Source organism: Bradyrhizobium sp. 1, from assembly GCF_023073315.1.
Classification (GTDB): Bacteria; Pseudomonadota; Alphaproteobacteria; order Rhizobiales; family Xanthobacteraceae; genus Bradyrhizobium.
In genome coordinates this window covers 275,471-292,244 of sequence record NZ_JADPJH010000026.1, presented here as the reverse complement: position 1 = coordinate 292,244, position 16,774 = coordinate 275,471, and the positions used below count along the sequence as shown (strand labels likewise).

The 16,774-nt window shown below is 63.5% G+C and carries 10 protein-coding genes; 6 read left to right on the top strand and 4 right to left on the bottom strand.

The genetic code is table 11. From position 1 onward, the window contains the following. Positions 1-25: 25 nt before the first annotated feature. Positions 26-1,246: an ABC transporter substrate-binding protein gene (locus IVB29_RS21850; RefSeq protein ID WP_247505453.1), complete on the top strand. Its 1,221-nt coding sequence runs from the start codon at positions 26-28 to the stop codon at positions 1,244-1,246. Between the two features lie 50 nt (positions 1,247-1,296). Here the strand turns inward: IVB29_RS21850 and IVB29_RS21845 are convergent, their stop codons facing one another. Then, the gene (locus tag IVB29_RS21845; RefSeq protein ID WP_247505452.1) at positions 1,297-2,745 is read right to left on the bottom strand and encodes a hypothetical protein; all 1,449 of its coding nucleotides are present in this window, start codon (positions 2,743-2,745) and stop codon (positions 1,297-1,299) included. A gap of 54 nt (positions 2,746-2,799) precedes the next feature. Then, positions 2,800-3,561 (bottom strand): helix-turn-helix transcriptional regulator, encoded by a 762-nt coding sequence (locus tag IVB29_RS21840; protein ID WP_247505451.1) that lies wholly within the window; start codon positions 3,559-3,561, stop codon positions 2,800-2,802. Positions 3,562-3,746: 185 nt separating this feature from the next. Between IVB29_RS21840 and IVB29_RS21835 the strand changes: the two genes are divergently transcribed. The 3 genes from IVB29_RS21835 (at position 3,747) to IVB29_RS21825 (ending at position 7,926) form a co-directional block, all read left to right on the top strand. Beyond that, positions 3,747-6,011: a marine proteobacterial sortase target protein gene (locus IVB29_RS21835; protein ID WP_247505450.1), complete on the top strand. Its 2,265-nt coding sequence runs from the start codon at positions 3,747-3,749 to the stop codon at positions 6,009-6,011. A gap of 201 nt (positions 6,012-6,212) precedes the next feature. Next, a complete protein-coding gene (locus tag IVB29_RS21830; RefSeq protein WP_247505449.1) occupies positions 6,213-6,815 on the top strand; it encodes a class GN sortase in 603 nt (200 codons plus the stop codon). A gap of 130 nt (positions 6,816-6,945) precedes the next feature. Next, positions 6,946-7,926: a glycosyltransferase family 2 protein gene (locus tag IVB29_RS21825; RefSeq protein WP_247505448.1), complete on the top strand. Its 981-nt coding sequence runs from the start codon at positions 6,946-6,948 to the stop codon at positions 7,924-7,926. 20 nt (positions 7,927-7,946) lie between these two features. Here the strand turns inward: IVB29_RS21825 and IVB29_RS21820 are convergent, their stop codons facing one another. Next, positions 7,947-9,596 carry a glycosyltransferase gene (locus tag IVB29_RS21820; protein WP_247505447.1) on the bottom strand — a complete coding sequence of 550 codons (1,650 nt, stop codon included), beginning with the start codon at positions 9,594-9,596 and terminating at the stop codon, positions 7,947-7,949. Positions 9,597-9,788: 192 nt separating this feature from the next. Here IVB29_RS21820 and IVB29_RS21815 point away from each other — a divergent pair, with 192 nt between their 5' ends. Further along, entirely contained in the window at positions 9,789-12,002 is a 2,214-nt protein-coding gene (locus IVB29_RS21815) for an acetate--CoA ligase family protein (protein WP_247505446.1), read from the top strand. A gap of 149 nt (positions 12,003-12,151) precedes the next feature. After that, positions 12,152-12,982, top strand: coding sequence for an MlaD family protein (locus IVB29_RS21810; protein ID WP_247505445.1), 831 nt, complete (start codon positions 12,152-12,154; stop codon positions 12,980-12,982). A 3-nt stretch (positions 12,983-12,985) separates the two neighbouring features. Here the strand turns inward: IVB29_RS21810 and IVB29_RS21805 are convergent, their stop codons facing one another. Then, positions 12,986-16,585: an autotransporter domain-containing protein gene (locus IVB29_RS21805; RefSeq protein WP_247505444.1), complete on the bottom strand. Its 3,600-nt coding sequence runs from the start codon at positions 16,583-16,585 to the stop codon at positions 12,986-12,988. Positions 16,586-16,774: the final 189 nt, after the last annotated feature.

Genomic DNA, 16,774 nt, shown 5'->3' with positions numbered 1-16,774 from the left:
CCCAAAGAAACCCCAAGGAATTTTCATGAACAAGAAACTCTCTCTGCTTGCCGCGGCAGCCGCGCTGACGTTGTTCACCACCCAGGGCGCCCAAGCGCAGAAGGCGTACGACACCGGAGTCACCGACACCGAGATCAAGATCGGCAATGTCGAGGCCTATTCCGGTCCGGCTTCCGCCTACGGCGTCATCGGCAAGACCGAGGAAGCCTATTTCAAGATGATCAACGATCAGGGCGGCATCAACGGCCGCAAGATCAACTGGATTTCCTATGACGACGGCTACTCACCGCCGAAGACCGTGGAGCAGATCCGCAAGCTGATCGAGAGCGACGAGGTGTTCCTGGTCTTCAACGCGCTGGGTACGCCGACCCAGACCGCCGTACAGAAATATCACAATTCCAAGAAGGTGCCGCAGCTCTTCCTCGCCACCGGCGCCAGCAAGTGGAACGACCCGAAGAGCTTTCCCTGGACCATGGGCTTCCAGCCCAGCTACCGGGTGGAGGCACAGATTTTCGCAAAATACATTCTGAAGGAGAAGCCGGACGCGAAGGTCGCGATCTTCTATGCCAATGACGATTTCGGCAAAGACTACCTCGCCGGCATCAAAGACGTGTTCGGCGACAAGGCATCGAAGCTGATCGTGGCAGAAGAGAGCTACGAGACGTCGGAGCCGTCGATCGATGCCCATATCGTCAAGCTCAAGGGCACCGGCGCCGATACCTTCGTCAACATCGCGACGCCGAAGTTCGCGGCACAGGCCATCAAGAAGATCGCTGAGCTGGAGTGGAAGCCGATGCACCTGATGACCGACGTCTCGGTGTCGATCGGCGCGGTGATGAAGCCGGCCGGCCTCGAGGCCTCCGAAGGCGTGCTGTCGGCGGGCTACCTGAAGGACGCGTCGGATCCGCAGTGGAAGGACGATGAAGGCATGAAGAAGTTCATGGTCTTCATCGACAAGTACATGCCCGGTGCCAACATCTCGGATGCCAACCTGGTTTACGCCTATGCCGCGGCCCAGACCATGGTGCAGGTGCTGAAGCAGTCGGGCGACAATCTGACCCGTGAGAACGTGATGAAGCAGGCCGCCAGCCTGAAAGACTTCGTCCCCGACACGCTGATCCCCGGCATCAAGATCAACACCTCGTCCACGGACTTCGCGCCGATCGAGCAGCTCAAGATGTGGCGCTTCAAGAAGGGCCAGTGGGAGCTGTTCGGCGATATCATCAGCGCCGAAACCGGCGGTTAGCTCGACTTGCACTACCGACCTGTAAATACAGAATAGCGGCCGAAGGGCCGCTATTCCTTTTCAGCGCGCCCGACGTCGATGGCCACGATGGACAGGCCAAGACGACGCGAGTCACCGACGCCCCTCAACACAGGGCATACCCATGCGAGGGTGGCGATGCCCGACGGTGGCAGATCGACCCGCAGCGTAAAGCTGTCGTGACCGACGACGATCGCAGCAGGATCCACGGTCGCACCGTCGAGATAGAAATACACACCGATCCGATCCAGCGGCGCACGAAAAGCCGGGCTCAGGATACGCACGATGTTGCGCCCGCAGGCTCCCTCGATGCGGACGGCGGCCTGCGGCTCGCTCCAGCAAAATTTGTGGCCGGCCGAAGATTCCATGCGATGGAAACCGATCTGCGCAAGAACACAGTCACCGAACAATCTCGTAGGGGGCCCCGCATGCGAACAAATGCGGCGGATACAATCGAGCCTCTGAAGCCGGATCAGCGATGCGATGTATCGCTTCATCCATCGCCCGATGGCCGCGCTTGACCCGACCGCGGTTAGGACGGTCAGGACCGCGCGCGCATGCAAGACGGCGATGCGCGCCGCCAGGCGCGCGCGAAAATCGTTGAGCAACGCAGGGGCGGCCCAGCGCCAGCAGGCCCGCAGCATTTCATCCGGCCGTCTCCAGCCCCGGCCCGCGAGGCTGTAGCGCACGAACGCGCTCAGCGCATTGCGGGCGATCGCGGAATCGAGCTTGTCGCGCTCGCTCCATTCGACCGGAATTTCGAGCAACTCGCTGCCGGGATCGCGGCGTGCCTCGCTGAGATAGCGGATCTCGCCCTGCACGAAATCAAGCGTGAACTTCTTCAGTTCGCCGATTTGGCCGACATAGTAGTGGTGGAAGCGTGCTTCTTCGAGATAGCCGATCGCATAGCCCCTCGCGTGATATGCGGCGGCGAGCACCCATTCGGCGAAATGGCCGAGCTCCTCGCGCAAGCCGCCGCATTCCCAGTAGACATCGCGCCGCGTCACGAAGCACTGATCGAGCACCTTGCGCCAGGGATGCTGCGTCATGCCGAACTCGATGTCGGCCTGATACATGGCCGCCTCCGCGACAGACAGGCGGTTGTGGCAGATCGGGACCGATCGGCACGAAAACCCCGCCCAATCCGAATGCGCATCGATCGCACGCAGGCAGAGTGCGATCACGTCAGGTTCGGGACGGCAATGCGATTCCGTGAAGAACAGATATCTGCCCCGGGCCTTGGTGGCGCCGAATGCGCAGAGCCCAATGTCGTGCCCGAAACCGGCATATTCGATCCGGGCTTCGTCGCCTGCGAGCGCCTTCAATTCCTCGCGTGCCGTGAAGTCGGGCGGCACGACGAGGATGATCTCGTAGAGAGATTTATCCGCGGTCTGCGCGATCCAGCCGAGCCAGGACTGCTCCCACTGCCCGCGATGATATTCGAGCGGGATGATCACCGAGAACATGGGGTCGGGACTCATGCCGGATCTCACTCCTCAACATGATCGCGCGGGTCGCCGACTCAGGCGTTTGGCTTAGGCAGGCAGAAATAGCGCAAAAGATTCGTCGACAGTGCGGCGAAGATGATCCTGGTATAGCTTGTAGCTTGCGTGGTCGGATGTGATCCGTCCCACTGACGGGTCGGTAAGATTTCGTGCGGGCACGTAGGCGATCGGGGCCGCGATCGGCGTCAGTTGCGAGCCGGGGCCGGCGCGGAGCGTCGAGATGATCCCGTACATCGCACCAGTCACCGTCGGCCGCGACACCGTGATCACGCGATGCTGGCCGTGTTTGATGATGACGAGGTAGATGAAGCCGGACTGATGCGGCACCGCAACTTCGCCGGTGTGCTCATAGGCCGCATCGGTCCGCTCGCCTTCGCGGAACACCAGTGAAGAGACTTTCGGCTCCCAGACGATCTCGGTGCGGTAGGCGAAGATCGCGTCCTTGTCGCCGAAGGACGGCCGCAGCGTGATGTAGACGTCCTCGATCCAGGTCACGGCGCGATGCGAGTAGGAACCGAGGCTGTCGGGTGCGACATCGTTCGCGGCCGGAGGCGTCACCACGGGGGCGCTTTTGCGTAAGGAGACGCCGAGCGCCTGCTCCAGCCGCACGGTCGTCGCCAGTGTGAACGGCCGGCGGCCGCCGAGCACCTTCTCCAATGTCGACAGGCTGAGCTTGGCCTGCTCGGCCAGCGCCTGCCGGGAAATTCGTCGCCTGGCGAGCTCCTCGCGAATGGTCTCCGCGATCTCGCGGCTCTGCTCGTCGGAAAGCTGCTTGTCGTCCTGCGTCTGCATCGTCAACCCTGCCTTGGGGCCGCCAGTCTAGCAGGGCGGACAAACCAGCACAAAACCGCACTTGACCGCCCGGCGGCGGCCCACCCGGGCCGGCCGGGGCGGAACATTGCCGATCGTTCTGCTCGCGAGACTTGCGCTCCCGGCAGATGCTGAGAGCCAGCAATCATCCTACGGGAGCAGGCCAAATGGATACCTACGACACCACAGACAGCGACGAGCACCCGATGCTGGGGCGCCTGATCAAATTCGGATTGTTTCTTCTGGTGCAGGGCATCGCGGTCATGCTGGTCGCCTTCGTTGCCCTGCTGGTGAGCTTCGAGCCCGGCTGGTCGGCGACGACGGAGCAGGCCGGCCTGCTCCAGCCCGGCGACGCCAAATCCGGCAGCCTGCTGCTGAAGGAAGACGGCGCCTATACCGAAGCGATCCGCCTCGGCACCGATGTCGACATCACGGTATCGGGCCCGACATTGCGCGCCCGCGTCACCCAGATCTTCCGCAACCCGACCAAGGACTGGGTCGAGGCCACCTATGTCTATCCGCTCGCGACCAATGGCGCCGTCGATACGCTGAAGATGGTGGTCGGCGACCGCGTCATCGTCGGCGATATCAAGGAGCGGCAGCAGGCTCGCATCATCTACGAGCAGGCGCGCAGCGCCGGTCAGAAAGCCGCGCTCACCGAACAGGAGCGGCCGAACATCTTCACCAATTCGGTCGCCAATATCGGCCCCGGCGAAACCGTGCTGGTGCAGATCGAATATCAGGAGCCGGTGCATCAGAGTGGCAACGAATATTCGCTGCGCCTGCCGTTGGTGGTTGCTCCGCGCTACAATCCGGCACCCATCGTGCAGAGCGTCGACTTCCGCAAGGACGGCTCGGGCTGGGGCGCGACCAATTCAGACGCGGTGCCGGATCGTGACCGAATCTCGCCGCCGGTGCTGGATCCCACGAAGAATGCGCCGGTCAATCCGACCAGCATCACCGTGCGCCTGAAGGCCGGCTTTGCGCTCGGCGAGGTCAGGAGCCACCATCATAACGTCAAGACGGAAAGCCCTGATAGTACGACCCGCATCGTCACACTCGCCGACGGCGCGGTGCCCGCCGACCGCGATTTCGAGCTGACCTGGAAACCGGCCGCCGAGAAGGCGCCGTCGGTCGGCCTGTTCCGCGAACATGTCGGCGATGCCGATTATCTGCTCGCCTTCGTCACCCCGCCCAGCGCCGAGCAGCCGACGCAAAAGCCGCTGCCGCGCGAGGTCGTGTTCGTGATCGACAATTCCGGCTCGATGGGCGGCACGTCGATCGTGCAGGCCAAGGCGAGCCTGCTCTATGCTCTCGGCCGCCTCCAACCGAACGATCGCTTCAACGTTATCCGTTTCGACGACACCATGGATGTGCTGTTTCCGGCCTCCGCGCCCGCGGATGCCGCGCATGTCGGCGAGGCAACCTCTTTCGTGAGCGCGTTGCAGGCGCGCGGCGGCACCGAGATGGTGCCGGCGATGCGCGCCGCGCTAACCGACAAGCTCGGCGATACCAGCATGGTCCGCCAGATCGTGTTCCTGACCGACGGTGCAATCGGCAACGAGCAGCAATTATTCGAAACGATCACGTCGATGCGCGGCCGCTCGCGCGTCTTTATGGTCGGCATCGGCTCCGCGCCCAACACCTACCTCATGACGCGCGCCTCCGAGCTCGGCCGCGGCGCCTTCACCCATATCGGCTCGGTCGAGCAGGTCGAGGAGCGCATGCGCGGCCTGTTCGCCAAGCTGGAGAACCCGGCTGTAACCGGCCTCAGCGTAAAATTCTCCGACGCGAAGGCTGACATCACGCCGGCGATCATTCCCGACGTCTATCGCGACGAACCGCTGGTGCTGGCGGCCAAGCTCGACAAGCTCGCCGGCTCGCTCGAAATCAAAGGCCGCGTCGGCGACCGCCCATGGTCGGTGACGCTGCCGCTGCAAAATGCCGCCGAAGGCAAGGGGCTGTCGAAACTCTGGGCCAGACGCAAGATCGGCGATGCCGAGGTGGCGCGCACCCTACGCGAGATGACGCCGGATGACTCCGACAAGGCGATCCTGGCGCTGGCGCTCGACCATCAGATCGTCACGCGGCTCACCAGCCTCGTCGCTGTCGACAAGACGCCGAGCCGCCCCGAGGGCGCGCCGCTCAAGCTCAGCGAGTTGCCGATCAACCTGCCGGCCGGCTGGGACTTCGAGAAGGTTTTTGGCGAACGGCCGCAGCAAGCGCCGACACAGCTGCGCGAACACCATGCCGATGCGCGCAGCCAGCCGGCGGCAAGGCGGCCGACCCCCGCCGCGCCCGATGCGATCCGCCTGCCAAAGACTGCAACCTCGGCCGAGCTGAAGATGATCGCAGGCCTGATCTTGATCGTGCTCGCCCTGATCCTGTTCGTGTTCAACCGGCGTCAGACCTTGCTCACTGACGCCGCTTGAGAGAGGAGCCCCCCGAACTCCTCTGTTAGCGCGCGCGGCTGCCCGTCCCGCACCAACGGCCGCGCGCGCCTTTTTCTTGAACACGCCGTCTCAACCGAATTCGTCATTGCGAGCAAAGCGAAGCAATCCAGAGATCCGTCCGCTGAGACAGTCTGGATTGCTTCGTCGCTTCGCTCCTCGCAATGACGGGGAATTGGCACAATGCCCCGCTTCATCTCTCCCCTGGTTCTCGCGCTGGTCGGCGTCATCTTGTTCGGCGACGGCGCCTACATCCATGCAAAAGCCTGGCTCGCGCAGGTGCTGCTGGACCGCGCATTCAACGAGAGCGTGACGACGGGCCGGGCGGTCAAACCGTGGTCATGGGCCGATACCTGGCCGGTCGCGCGGATCGAGGTGAAGCGGATCGGCGCCAGCGCCATCGTGCTGGACGGCACGAGCGGCCAGGCGCTCGCTTTCGGCCCCGGCCACCTCAACCAAACGGTTGATGCGGGCGAACGCGGCATTGCGGTATATGCTGCGCATCGCGACACGCATTTCCGGTTCTTGCGGAATGTTGCCATTGGTGACGCAATCGATGTTACGCGCAGCGACGGCAAGCACTTTCGCTATCGCGCGGATTCCTCGGCCGTGGTCCATTTCGATACATCGGGCATCGATCCTGCGGCACAGGGTTTCGAGCTTGTGCTCGCGACCTGCTGGCCGTTCGACGCAATTACCTCGGGTCCCGAGCGCTACGTCCTGCATGCAACGTTGATTGAAACCCGTGAACAGGGGTTCGTAAACGACCCGTCAGGAGCCCACTGAGCGTCGATAAGCCGCGCTTGAGTGCCGGGCAATCGCGCCTGGTGGAACTGCTGAACTGGCGCCGTCGTCCATAGACCTATAAGAGTGGCTGGTTGATCTTTTGACGCCGCAGTTTTTGGGGCAAACAGTAATGGACGACGAGTACAGGCAGCGTCTCGAACAGCTGGAAAACCGAGTCGCGCTACTGGAAAGGAATCTGAATCTCGTTGCCGCCGGGCAGAGACGCTCCTCGCTTCGGAGCCTCTGGCGTCGCCCGCCGATCTGGACCTTCGAGCAATATCCGCCGCGCCTGCTCAACCTGACCGCGTTCCCGCCCGCACCGGCGATCACCGCGACTGCGCCGCGGATCGCAATGGTCACGCCCAGCTACAATCACGCGCAATATCTCGGCGCCACGATCGAGAGCATCGTCAGTCAGAACTATCCGAACCTGTATTACCACGTGCAGGACGGCGCTTCGATCGACGGCACGATCGATCTGTTGAAGAGCCGTGGCGACAGCATCAGCTGGAACAGCGAGCCGGACAAGGGGCAATCCAACGCCATCAATCTGGGCTTCGCCGGCACCGACAGCGAAATCATGGCTTACCTGAACAGCGACGACATGCTGCTGCCGGGGACGCTGGCCTATGTCGCCAACTACTTCGCGTCCCATCCCGACGTCGACGTCGTCTATGGCCATCGCGTCTTCGTCGATAGCGATGGGCTCGAGGTCGGGCGTGCCGTGTTGCCGCCGCATGACGGCAAGACGTTGCAATATGCCGACTATATTCCGCAAGAAACGATGTTCTGGCGCAGGCGCGTGTGGGACGGGATCGGACCTATCGACGAGAGCTTTCACTATGCGATGGACTGGGACTTCATCCTGCGGGCGCAGGCCGCGGGATTCAAGTTCGTGCGCTTGCCGCGATTCCTCGCCTGCTTCCGGATCCATGATGCCCAGAAGACCGCCGCAACCTACGCGGTCGGCGTCAGGGAGATGGGCATCCTGCGGCGCCGCGTTCTCGGCTTCGATCCGACGCAGCTGCAAATCCGCCGCGCCATCGCATCCTATCTCGCAAAGCAACTGGCCTATCATTACGCCTACAAGCTGAGCCTGCTGCGCTACTGAGCGAGCCGGGATCAGCGGCGTTACGCGGTGCGGGTGCCGCGTTCGAGCCAGATCCGTTCGAGCCCGATGCCGAGCGGCCGCACATCGGAGCTCAACGCCAGATCCGCGGGTGAGCGCGGATCGGATAGCGCCAGGCTGATGGTCAAGGTCCCGTCGGCAGCAATCGCGGCAGGATCGAGCATCAGCCTGCGCAGGCCGGCGAACGCATCCGTCGAGAAATCCAGCTGCTGCGGCACACCGTCGCCGACGCGGCAGACGACACGCAGCTGCGGATTCCTCTCGGAGACAAAAGCCCGGCACGCCAGCACGAGCTCGATCGGTCGGGATGGAACGGGACGGACCTCGAAGCGGAGCACGCATTTCCTGGCAACTGACCAGGTGCCCCATTCCTCCGGCTCACTCCATCCCTCGACCAGGGCGGCGACACCGGTTCTGTCACGCGCGAAGCTGAGTTCCGCTCTGCCCAGGAGTGGCGCGGACACGGAAATGTCGAGGGTGGCCGGATCGAATGGCTCCTGGTCCGGAACGAACTGCGCGATCACGCGCACCGCATCCGCGATCGAAGCGAGCCCAAGCGCGGAGCCGTCGAGCTCGTAAACCGCCCGGTTCGGGCCAGCCGCGTGCATACCCCGTCGGCCAGGCGGCGGACGATCCGCAAGGCGTGCAGGAACGATGATGTCGGCGACGTCGAAGCCGTGCGTGCCGGCGAGTTCGCCGATGGTCTGCACGGTCCGGTCATACAGGAGCGGCCGATCGTTGATGTCGGTCGCAAGGGCCTGCGCCAGTGCCCTGTAGTCGATTTGTACGTGATCGTCGTCCGCCAGCAGCAGGCGTTTGAGGACCAGCATGTCCTTGGCGATGAAGAGATGGAGCGCGTTCAGATCGGGCAACTGCGGATCGCCGTCAATGGCCCCGAAATCGCGAGCCCCTCGCGACGTCGCGAGGAGATTCGTGGTCTCGAAGAACAGCGCGTGACCGGTGCTGTGCTGCGAAATGCCGGACATGCCCAGGGGCCGCGACAGGCGGACGAAGCTGTCGGTCAGCGCAGCGTTGGCGATGCCGGACGCGACATCCGGCGAAAGACCGATGAAATAGCGCCCGCCAATCGCGCGCATCCGATCGATGACGCTGCGGCGGACGAACGAATTGTAGATCATCGGCAGGTACGAATAGTGAGCCTGGAAGGCGAAGATGCGCGCCAGCTCACTGCGCGAGGAGACCCGCTTCACCGACGAGGCAAGGTCGATCTCCGCCAGCAGCCGGTTGCGAAAGGCCGGATGATAATAGTCCGGCCAGTGGTAGCTGTAGGCGCGCCAGCTCAGCAGATCGATCTTCCGGCCCGCGAGAATGTCCGTCGCCGTCGCGCACGCATAGGGCATCAAGCCGTCGTCGTCGCCGATGAACGTGACGTACTCGCCGCTGGCATGGCCGAGCGCCGCCTCCCAATTGTCGGTCATGGTGAGGACGGTGTCGCTGGCGAAGTGTTTGAAGCGCGCGTCCTTCAGGCCTTCGACCATCTCGGCAATATCGGGGTTGCCGCCATTGTTCTGGACGATGAACTCGCAATCCGCGTCCGCGGGCTGGCAGGCCATGGTTGCCAGCGCGTGACGCAGCGTATCGGGACGATTGAGAGTCGGGACAACAACAGAGAGCAGCGGCATGAGCACCATTTGGAGAACGATCGCGCGAATTCCTAGCACTTCGCCGGATCGTTCGCACTTTCGCCAAAAGTCTGGTGATGCTAGCCTTATCGCAATGTCTCAGCCATTCCGCCTCGCGGCATGGTGCCCGTTACGATCAGCCCCGCCCGAACCCGGCGCATGACAGCGCGCTGCAACAAGAACAAAAGCTGAGGAAGCGCCATGGAAGCCCGAGTGTCTGCCGTTTCTCCGCGCCCCTGGTCCCCACCGCCCGACGCCGGCGAAATCGTCAAGGGCATCCACGCCATGCTGCACCCGCACAACATCGTGCTGGTCGGCGCGACCGACAAGCCCGGCAACTATGCCGAGCGCATCTGGAATAATCTGGTCAAATACGGTTATGAGGGCGGGCTCTATCCGGTCAACGCCAAGCGCGAGACGATCTGGGGCGTCCCCTGCTTCAAGGACTTTGCGAGCCTGCCGGAAAAGCCGGATCACGTGCTGGTGCTGGTGCCGGCGCGCTTTGCGGTGCAGGTGATCCGCGACGCCGCCGCGGCCGGTGCGCGTTCGGCCACCATCGTCACCTCCGGCTTCAGCGAGTTGCAGGATGAGGAGAGCCAGAAGCTCGCAGCCGAATTGCAAGCCGCGATTCGCGAAACGGGACTTGCGGTCACCGGCCCAAATTGCCTCGGCAATCTAAGCGCCGGCGAAAAGCTCTTCACCAATATCGACGACCGCATCGTCACCATGGAACAGGGCGCGGTGGCGATCGCCGGGCAGTCCGGCGCCATCGTCATGGCGATCCGCCAGGCGCTGGAGGATCGCGGTGTCGGCGTCGGCTACATGGTCACGACCGGTAACGAGACCGGGCTCGAGACGCCCGACCTGATGCGCTATTTCGCGGAGGATCCGAGCATCAAGGTGATCGTCGTCTACCTCGAAGGCGTGCGCAACACCAAGGCGTTCCGCGATGCCTGCAAGGCGGCGCGTGCCGCGAGCAAACCGGTGATCGCGCTCAAGCTAGGCTCATCCGAGGGCGGCCGCGCCGCCGCGATGGCGCATACCGGTGCGCTCGCAGGCTCGATCGAGACGTTCGATGCCATCGCGACACGCGAAGGCGTGATCCGGGTCGGCGGGCTCGACGAGTTGATCGAGACCACCGAATGCTTCGTCCATTCGACCGTGCCCAAAGGTAACAGGCTCGCCGCGGTCACGCTATCTGGCGGCAAGCGCGGCATGCTGCTTGACGCCTTCTATGCCGAAGGCCTGAATTTTGCGCCGCTGAGCCCGCATGTCGGCTCGGAGCTCGCAAAAATGCTCGGGCCGGGCTCGATCGTCGGCAATCCGCTCGATGCCGGCTTTGCCGCGGTGGTCGATCCCTCGGTCTACATGAAGTCGATCAAGCTGATGATCGACGACCCCGATATCGACATCGTCATCGTCGATGCCGAGCTGCCAAAGGCGCCGCACGAACTGCGCGAGCGCAACTTACGTATCGTCAACGAGATGGCGGGCCAGGCCGCAAAACCCGTGATCTACGTCAGCGCGATGTCGATCGGCTTCAGCGAGTTCACCAAGGACTTGCGCAAATCGCTGCCGCATCTCGCAGTCATGCAGGGCATGGACCGCGCGGTGACAGCGATCAAGTCGCTGCTCGCCTATGCCGAGCTGCGCAAAGAAGTGCCCGACATCGTCTCGAGCTCGAAGCCGGCCGCGCGCGCCGTGCTGGAAAAGGCTCTGAAATCGGCGAGCGGCGCCGCGCTCGACGAGGTCGCTTCGAAGAAGCTCCTGAAGGCCTATGGCATCCCGGTCTCGAAGGAGGCGATCGCGCAGACGGCAGCCGAGGCGGTGAAACTCGCCAAGCAGATCGGCTTTCCGGTCGTCGCAAAGGTCGTCAGCGCCGAGATCCTGCACAAATCCGACATCGGCGGCGTGGTGCTGAATCTCAACAGCGCGGCCGAAGTGAAGAAGGCATTTTCCGATATCACCGCGCGGGTCAACAAGCTGAAGGGCAAGCCGAAGCTCGACGGCATCCTGATCGCGCAGCAGGTCAAGGCCGATCTCGAGCTCGTGGTCGGCGCCTCGCTCGATGCCGAGATGGGGCCGGTGGTGCTGTTCGGCACCGGCGGCATCGATATCGAGCTGATGAAGGACGTCGCGCTCGCCGGCGCGCCGCTGGACGAGGCCGAGGCGCGGCTGCTGATCGGCCGCACCAAGGCCGGGATCAAGATGCGCGGCTATCGCGGCAAGCCGGCGTTGCACGAGGTCTCCGCCGTGAAAGCGCTGGTCGGCCTGTCAAATCTGATCGCGGATGCCGGGAACAGGATCGCCTCGATCGACATCAATCCGTTCCTGATCAACACCAGGACGGGCGTGGCCGTCGACGCCCTGATCGTGCTGAACAACGCGGCCGCCAAACGCGCCGCCGGACATTGATGTCGCGCAGGGCGCATTAGCGCAGCGTAATCCGCCAATTCGACCCAATGCTCGCGCTAGACCGTGGCGGGTTACGCTTCGCTAACCCGCCCTGCGTACCATTGCGACCTTCTTCCAACTTCCCCGCTTTGGCCGTAGAATCGCACCTGATGGCACGCGCGAGCAATCTTGTGATCGGAACGGCGACGCTGGCGGTGATTGCCGTGGCGTTCGGCGGCTTGCTCGGCGTGCAGAAATGGCGCACCGCCCAGAGCCGCAGCCAGTTGCGCGTGGTGTTCGAAGGCGGTTCCGCCAGCGGACTGCGACGCGGCGGGCCGGTCAATTTCGATGGCGTGCCGGCGGGCCAGATCCTGTCAATCAAGCTGGACAATCCGCGCAAGGTTGTGGCGCTGGTGTCGCTCGATAACGCCGCGCCGATCCGCAAGGACACCGTGGCGGGCATCGAGTTCCAGGGCCTCACCGGCGTTGCCGCGGTCTCGCTGATCGGCGGCGCGCCGTCCGCGCCTCCGGTGCCGCTCGATGCCGACGGCGTCCCCGTGTTGACCGCCGATCTCAGCGATGCCGAGTCGATCGTCGACACGCTGCACAGCGTCGACCGCACGATCGTCAGCAACGCCCCGGCGATCAAGGAGGGTCTACGCACGTTCGAGAACTACACCGCAGATCTCAGGAGCAAGGGCGGCGAAATCGATTCCGTCATGGCCAAGGTCGACACCGCCTTCGCCGGCTTCGACAAGGCAGTCACCAAGATCGAAAGCGTGATGCCCGGCTTCGTCGACGGCAAGGCCGACGAGCTGTTCGAGAAGATCAAGGGGCTGCACGAGCTTGCCGATACCATGAAGAGGAAATCGGCGAGCTATCTCGAAGACGGCCGTCGCACCCTGCTCGACCTCAGCGAGGCCGCCAACAAGATGAGCGGAACGCCCGCGCCCGCCGCCGCCCCTCGCCCGCCGCGCAAACCGCCACAGCAGAAGCGATAGAGCTTACCACGCGTAGCGCACGACGCCCTTGCCGGCGTAGGAGCGGGTGACGTTCGAGAATTCACCCTCGAAGGTCGCCGACGCTGACCAGCCGTTCATCCAGTTCACCTGCACCGCCGCCGTGGTCAGCGCTGAATCGCGCGACTGTGCGGCACCGTTGACGACGAAGGCTGCGCCCGGCAGCGCCTGGAACACGGCGCCGACGGTGCGATCAGGATTGAAGTCATGCGCCCAGGCGAGGCGACCGCGCAGGGTCATCAGGCCGCCGGCGGCGGCGAACGACCTGTCCGCGCGCAGGCCGAGCTCGGTGCGCGTGCTGGTGACGTCCTTGGCGGCATAGTTGAGCGCAAAATTGTTGCTGCCGACCACCGCGAACTCCGAATAGTTCGGAAGGCTGAACATGGTGGCCTGGAGCGCCGCATAGGGCGTCAGGCCGATCCATTGCGTGGCATAGCGGTAGCCGCCCTCGACACGGCCCGAGAAGGCGTTGGCGTTGAATTGCGCGCGCAACTGATCGACGCCGGCGGCCGTGACGATGCGGTTGGTGGTGACGTCCTGCCAGCCATAGGCCAGTGCGGCCGTGATGTAGGCCGGGCCGATCGTATGGCGCACGAAGGCGCCGGCCTGGAACAGGTCCGAACGGCCCCAGCCGAGCCCGTTGACGTTGAAGCCGGTGCCGCCTCCGGCCAGCGCGAAACCGGCGATTGTCGACGGCGAGAAGCGATAGTCGAGACCGACGGCAGTGCCATAGACGCTGCTGCTGGTGTTGTTCGAGCCAAGCGCAGCATTCCCGTCGGTCGTCTGCGAGCCGCCAAAGCCGGCTGCCCACACGTCCCAGCGCTGCTCGAACGCCGGCGGGGGCGCCTTGCGGTAGACCGAAGCGAAGGCGTCGCTTGGTCGCTTGCCGGTCGCGGCATAGGCAGTCGCGCTGGTGTCGTCGGCATACGGCGTCGCACCAGGCGTGCCACTGCGCCCCGAGCCGAACACGTCGGTGAGCAGGCTGATGAACAGGTTCATCGCATTGAACGTCGTCTGCTGCGATCCCGTCGCGGATTCGCCGGAGGCCTGCGTCAGGCCGGACGGCGAGAGGTTCGCAAAGGCGGCGTTGATGCCACCATTGGCATTGAAGAAGTTCGTCAGCGTATTGGCGACATTGGCCTGGTTGGCGTTGAGATTGCCCTTGGCGCCGTAATCCAACGCGAAATTCAGATGGACGTTGTTGCCATCGTAGCTGAGGGTGGCTGTCGCTCCCGATGCACCGACCGTGTCGACGCCGCTGAACGTGCCGCTGCGGCCGCTCGTCGTGGTGAGGATCGTATATTGCTTGGCCAGCGTCGTGCCGGCCGCCACGCTGACGCCGACCGAGCCATTGAGCGTCGCGCTGCCGGTCACGTTGGTGAAGCTCGAGGTGGTCGAGTTTATGCTGACAAGATAAAGCGCGCCGGACTGGAAGGCGAGATTGCCGGCAACCGTCATCGACGCGCCCGGCGTACCGTTGCCTGGCAGGAAGATACCGCCATTCGCGATCACGGTGTTGCCGACGGTGCCGACGCCCGTCAGCGCACCGCCGGCATTCACAGTGGTCAGGCTCGAAGATGCGATCGAGCCATCAACCTGCAGGATACCGCCATTGACGGTCGTGCTGCCGGTATAGGTGTTGACGCCGGACAGAGCCAGTGTGCCTGCCCCGTCCTTCTCGAGGTTACCCGGGCCGGGCCCACCGCAGCCGCACGGATTGGTGTCCGCGATCACGCCGCTGACCATCGTCGACAGATTGTTGCCGCCGATCACCAGCGTGTTGCCGGCGCCAATGTAATAGAAGCCGGAGCCCGCAACCGAGCCCACGGGAATACGGCCGTCACCGTTCGGCCCCAGGCCAGGGGAGAAATCGACAAAGCCGGTGCCCGTGGTGATGAACTGCGCGGTGCCGCCGGTCGAATTGTCGAAGAAGTACGTCGCGCCGCCAGCATTGGTGGTGATGACCGCGCTGCCCGCGGTGGCGAAGGCGTTGAAGTCGGTTTCGCCGCCATTGTTGTTGGTGATGAAGGCATTGCCGGCGGTCGGCGCGTCCGTACCGAACGGCTGCCCGAATGAGGTAATTCCGCCGGTGTTGGTGATGTTTGCACCTGATGCCGACGACTGGTCGATGAACACGGTTCCGCCGCCATTGCGGTTGGTGATGGTGGCGGTACCGGCATTTGTCGACGCGGCAAAGATTGTGCTCGCACTATTGTTGTCGATATTGGCATTGCCGGCGGTCGCGGTGTCGGTGCCGCCATTGGTACCGAACAGCATGACGCTGCCACCCTGGTTCTTGATCGTGGCGTTGCCGGCACTGCTCGCATCCAGGAACACAACTGCACCGACATTCTTGTTGGTGATGGTCATCGTGCCGGCGGTCGTCGTATTCATGAACGTGGTGAAGCCACCATCATTAGTCAACGTCGTGATGCCCGACGTATCGGCGTTGACGAAGGCAAGGCGCCCTTCATTGGTGACGTGGCCTATGATCGAGGCCGTGTGGGTGGAATCGCCGAGCACTAGGCTGCCGCAAGAGCAGATGAGCGTGCCGCCGGTGTAGGTGTTGGCGCCGAGCAGCGTGACGACGCCGACCCCACTGAACGTGCCATCCAGCACCGTCAGCTTGCCGGGACCGTTACCGTCGCTGATGTTGCCGGCGATGGTCAGCGAGACGCCGTTGGCGTCGATCGCGCCGCCGGCCGGCGTGTTGTTGATCTTGAAATTGTTGGCGATGGTCAGGTCGGCGGTGCCATCGGTCTGAAACAGGCCGCCATCCAGCGTCACCGTTCCGGTGCCGACCGCGCTGTTGTTACCGACCTGCAGGATGCCGTCGGAGATCGTGGTGCCTCCTGTGTAGGTGTTGGCGCCGGTTAGCGTCAACGTGCCTGTACCGATCTTGACCAGCGAGCCGCCGGTGAAACCGACGCCATCAGAAACGACACCGTCAACCGCCGTTGAGAGGTTATTGCTGCCGACGGTCAGTTGATTCTGACCAAGCATGAATGTGCCGCTTCCAGCAATCGAGCCGACGGTCAGCTTGTGATCATTGCCAGTCCCAGACGTGTACTCGAAGTGGACGTTAGCCAGCGGACCTACGCCGGTGATGGCGGAGCCGTCAGGGGAACTGTTGTTGAAGAACTCCACGGAGTGCGTGGTGATTATGTTAGCGCTACCCGCAGTACTTGTGTTGTAAAACAGAAGCGAAAAGTTGTTCGAGATGGTGGCCGCCCCCGCGGTGCTTGAGTTGTTGAACTGCACACTCCCACCGTTGATGAGGTCGATGCTCCCGCCATTGACGGAGATACCTGCGCCATTGAAAAACAGCGCGCCAACGATATCCGTCGTAATGGTGTAGTTGGACGCCACCGCGGAGAACGTCCAGCCATCCAGGTTCGACACCGTCGAGAGTGTAATATTGGTATTCGCGGAAGCGCCGAATGTGGCGGTTCCGGTCGGCGCCCCGGATGGGGTCCAGTTCTGGAATGCGATGTAGTTGCTGCTTGCTGCACTCGGGGTGCCGCCAACCCAGGTCGCGTCCTGCGCCAACACTGGGGGGGCGACCAGGAGAACGACCGCTGACACGGTCGCGACGGAAGTCGCCCCTAGCCAACCCGGGCGAAGCTCGGTCAATCGTAAACGCACGCCCCACCAACCCCATTCCCTTGGACGCTCTGCGGCGCCACCGGGCGATGGTTAGCACGCAGCATTGCGTAGTTTTGCGGGCATGTTTCGGAATCTTGCCGTGTTGCCCGGAAAACGGGAACTTTCAGG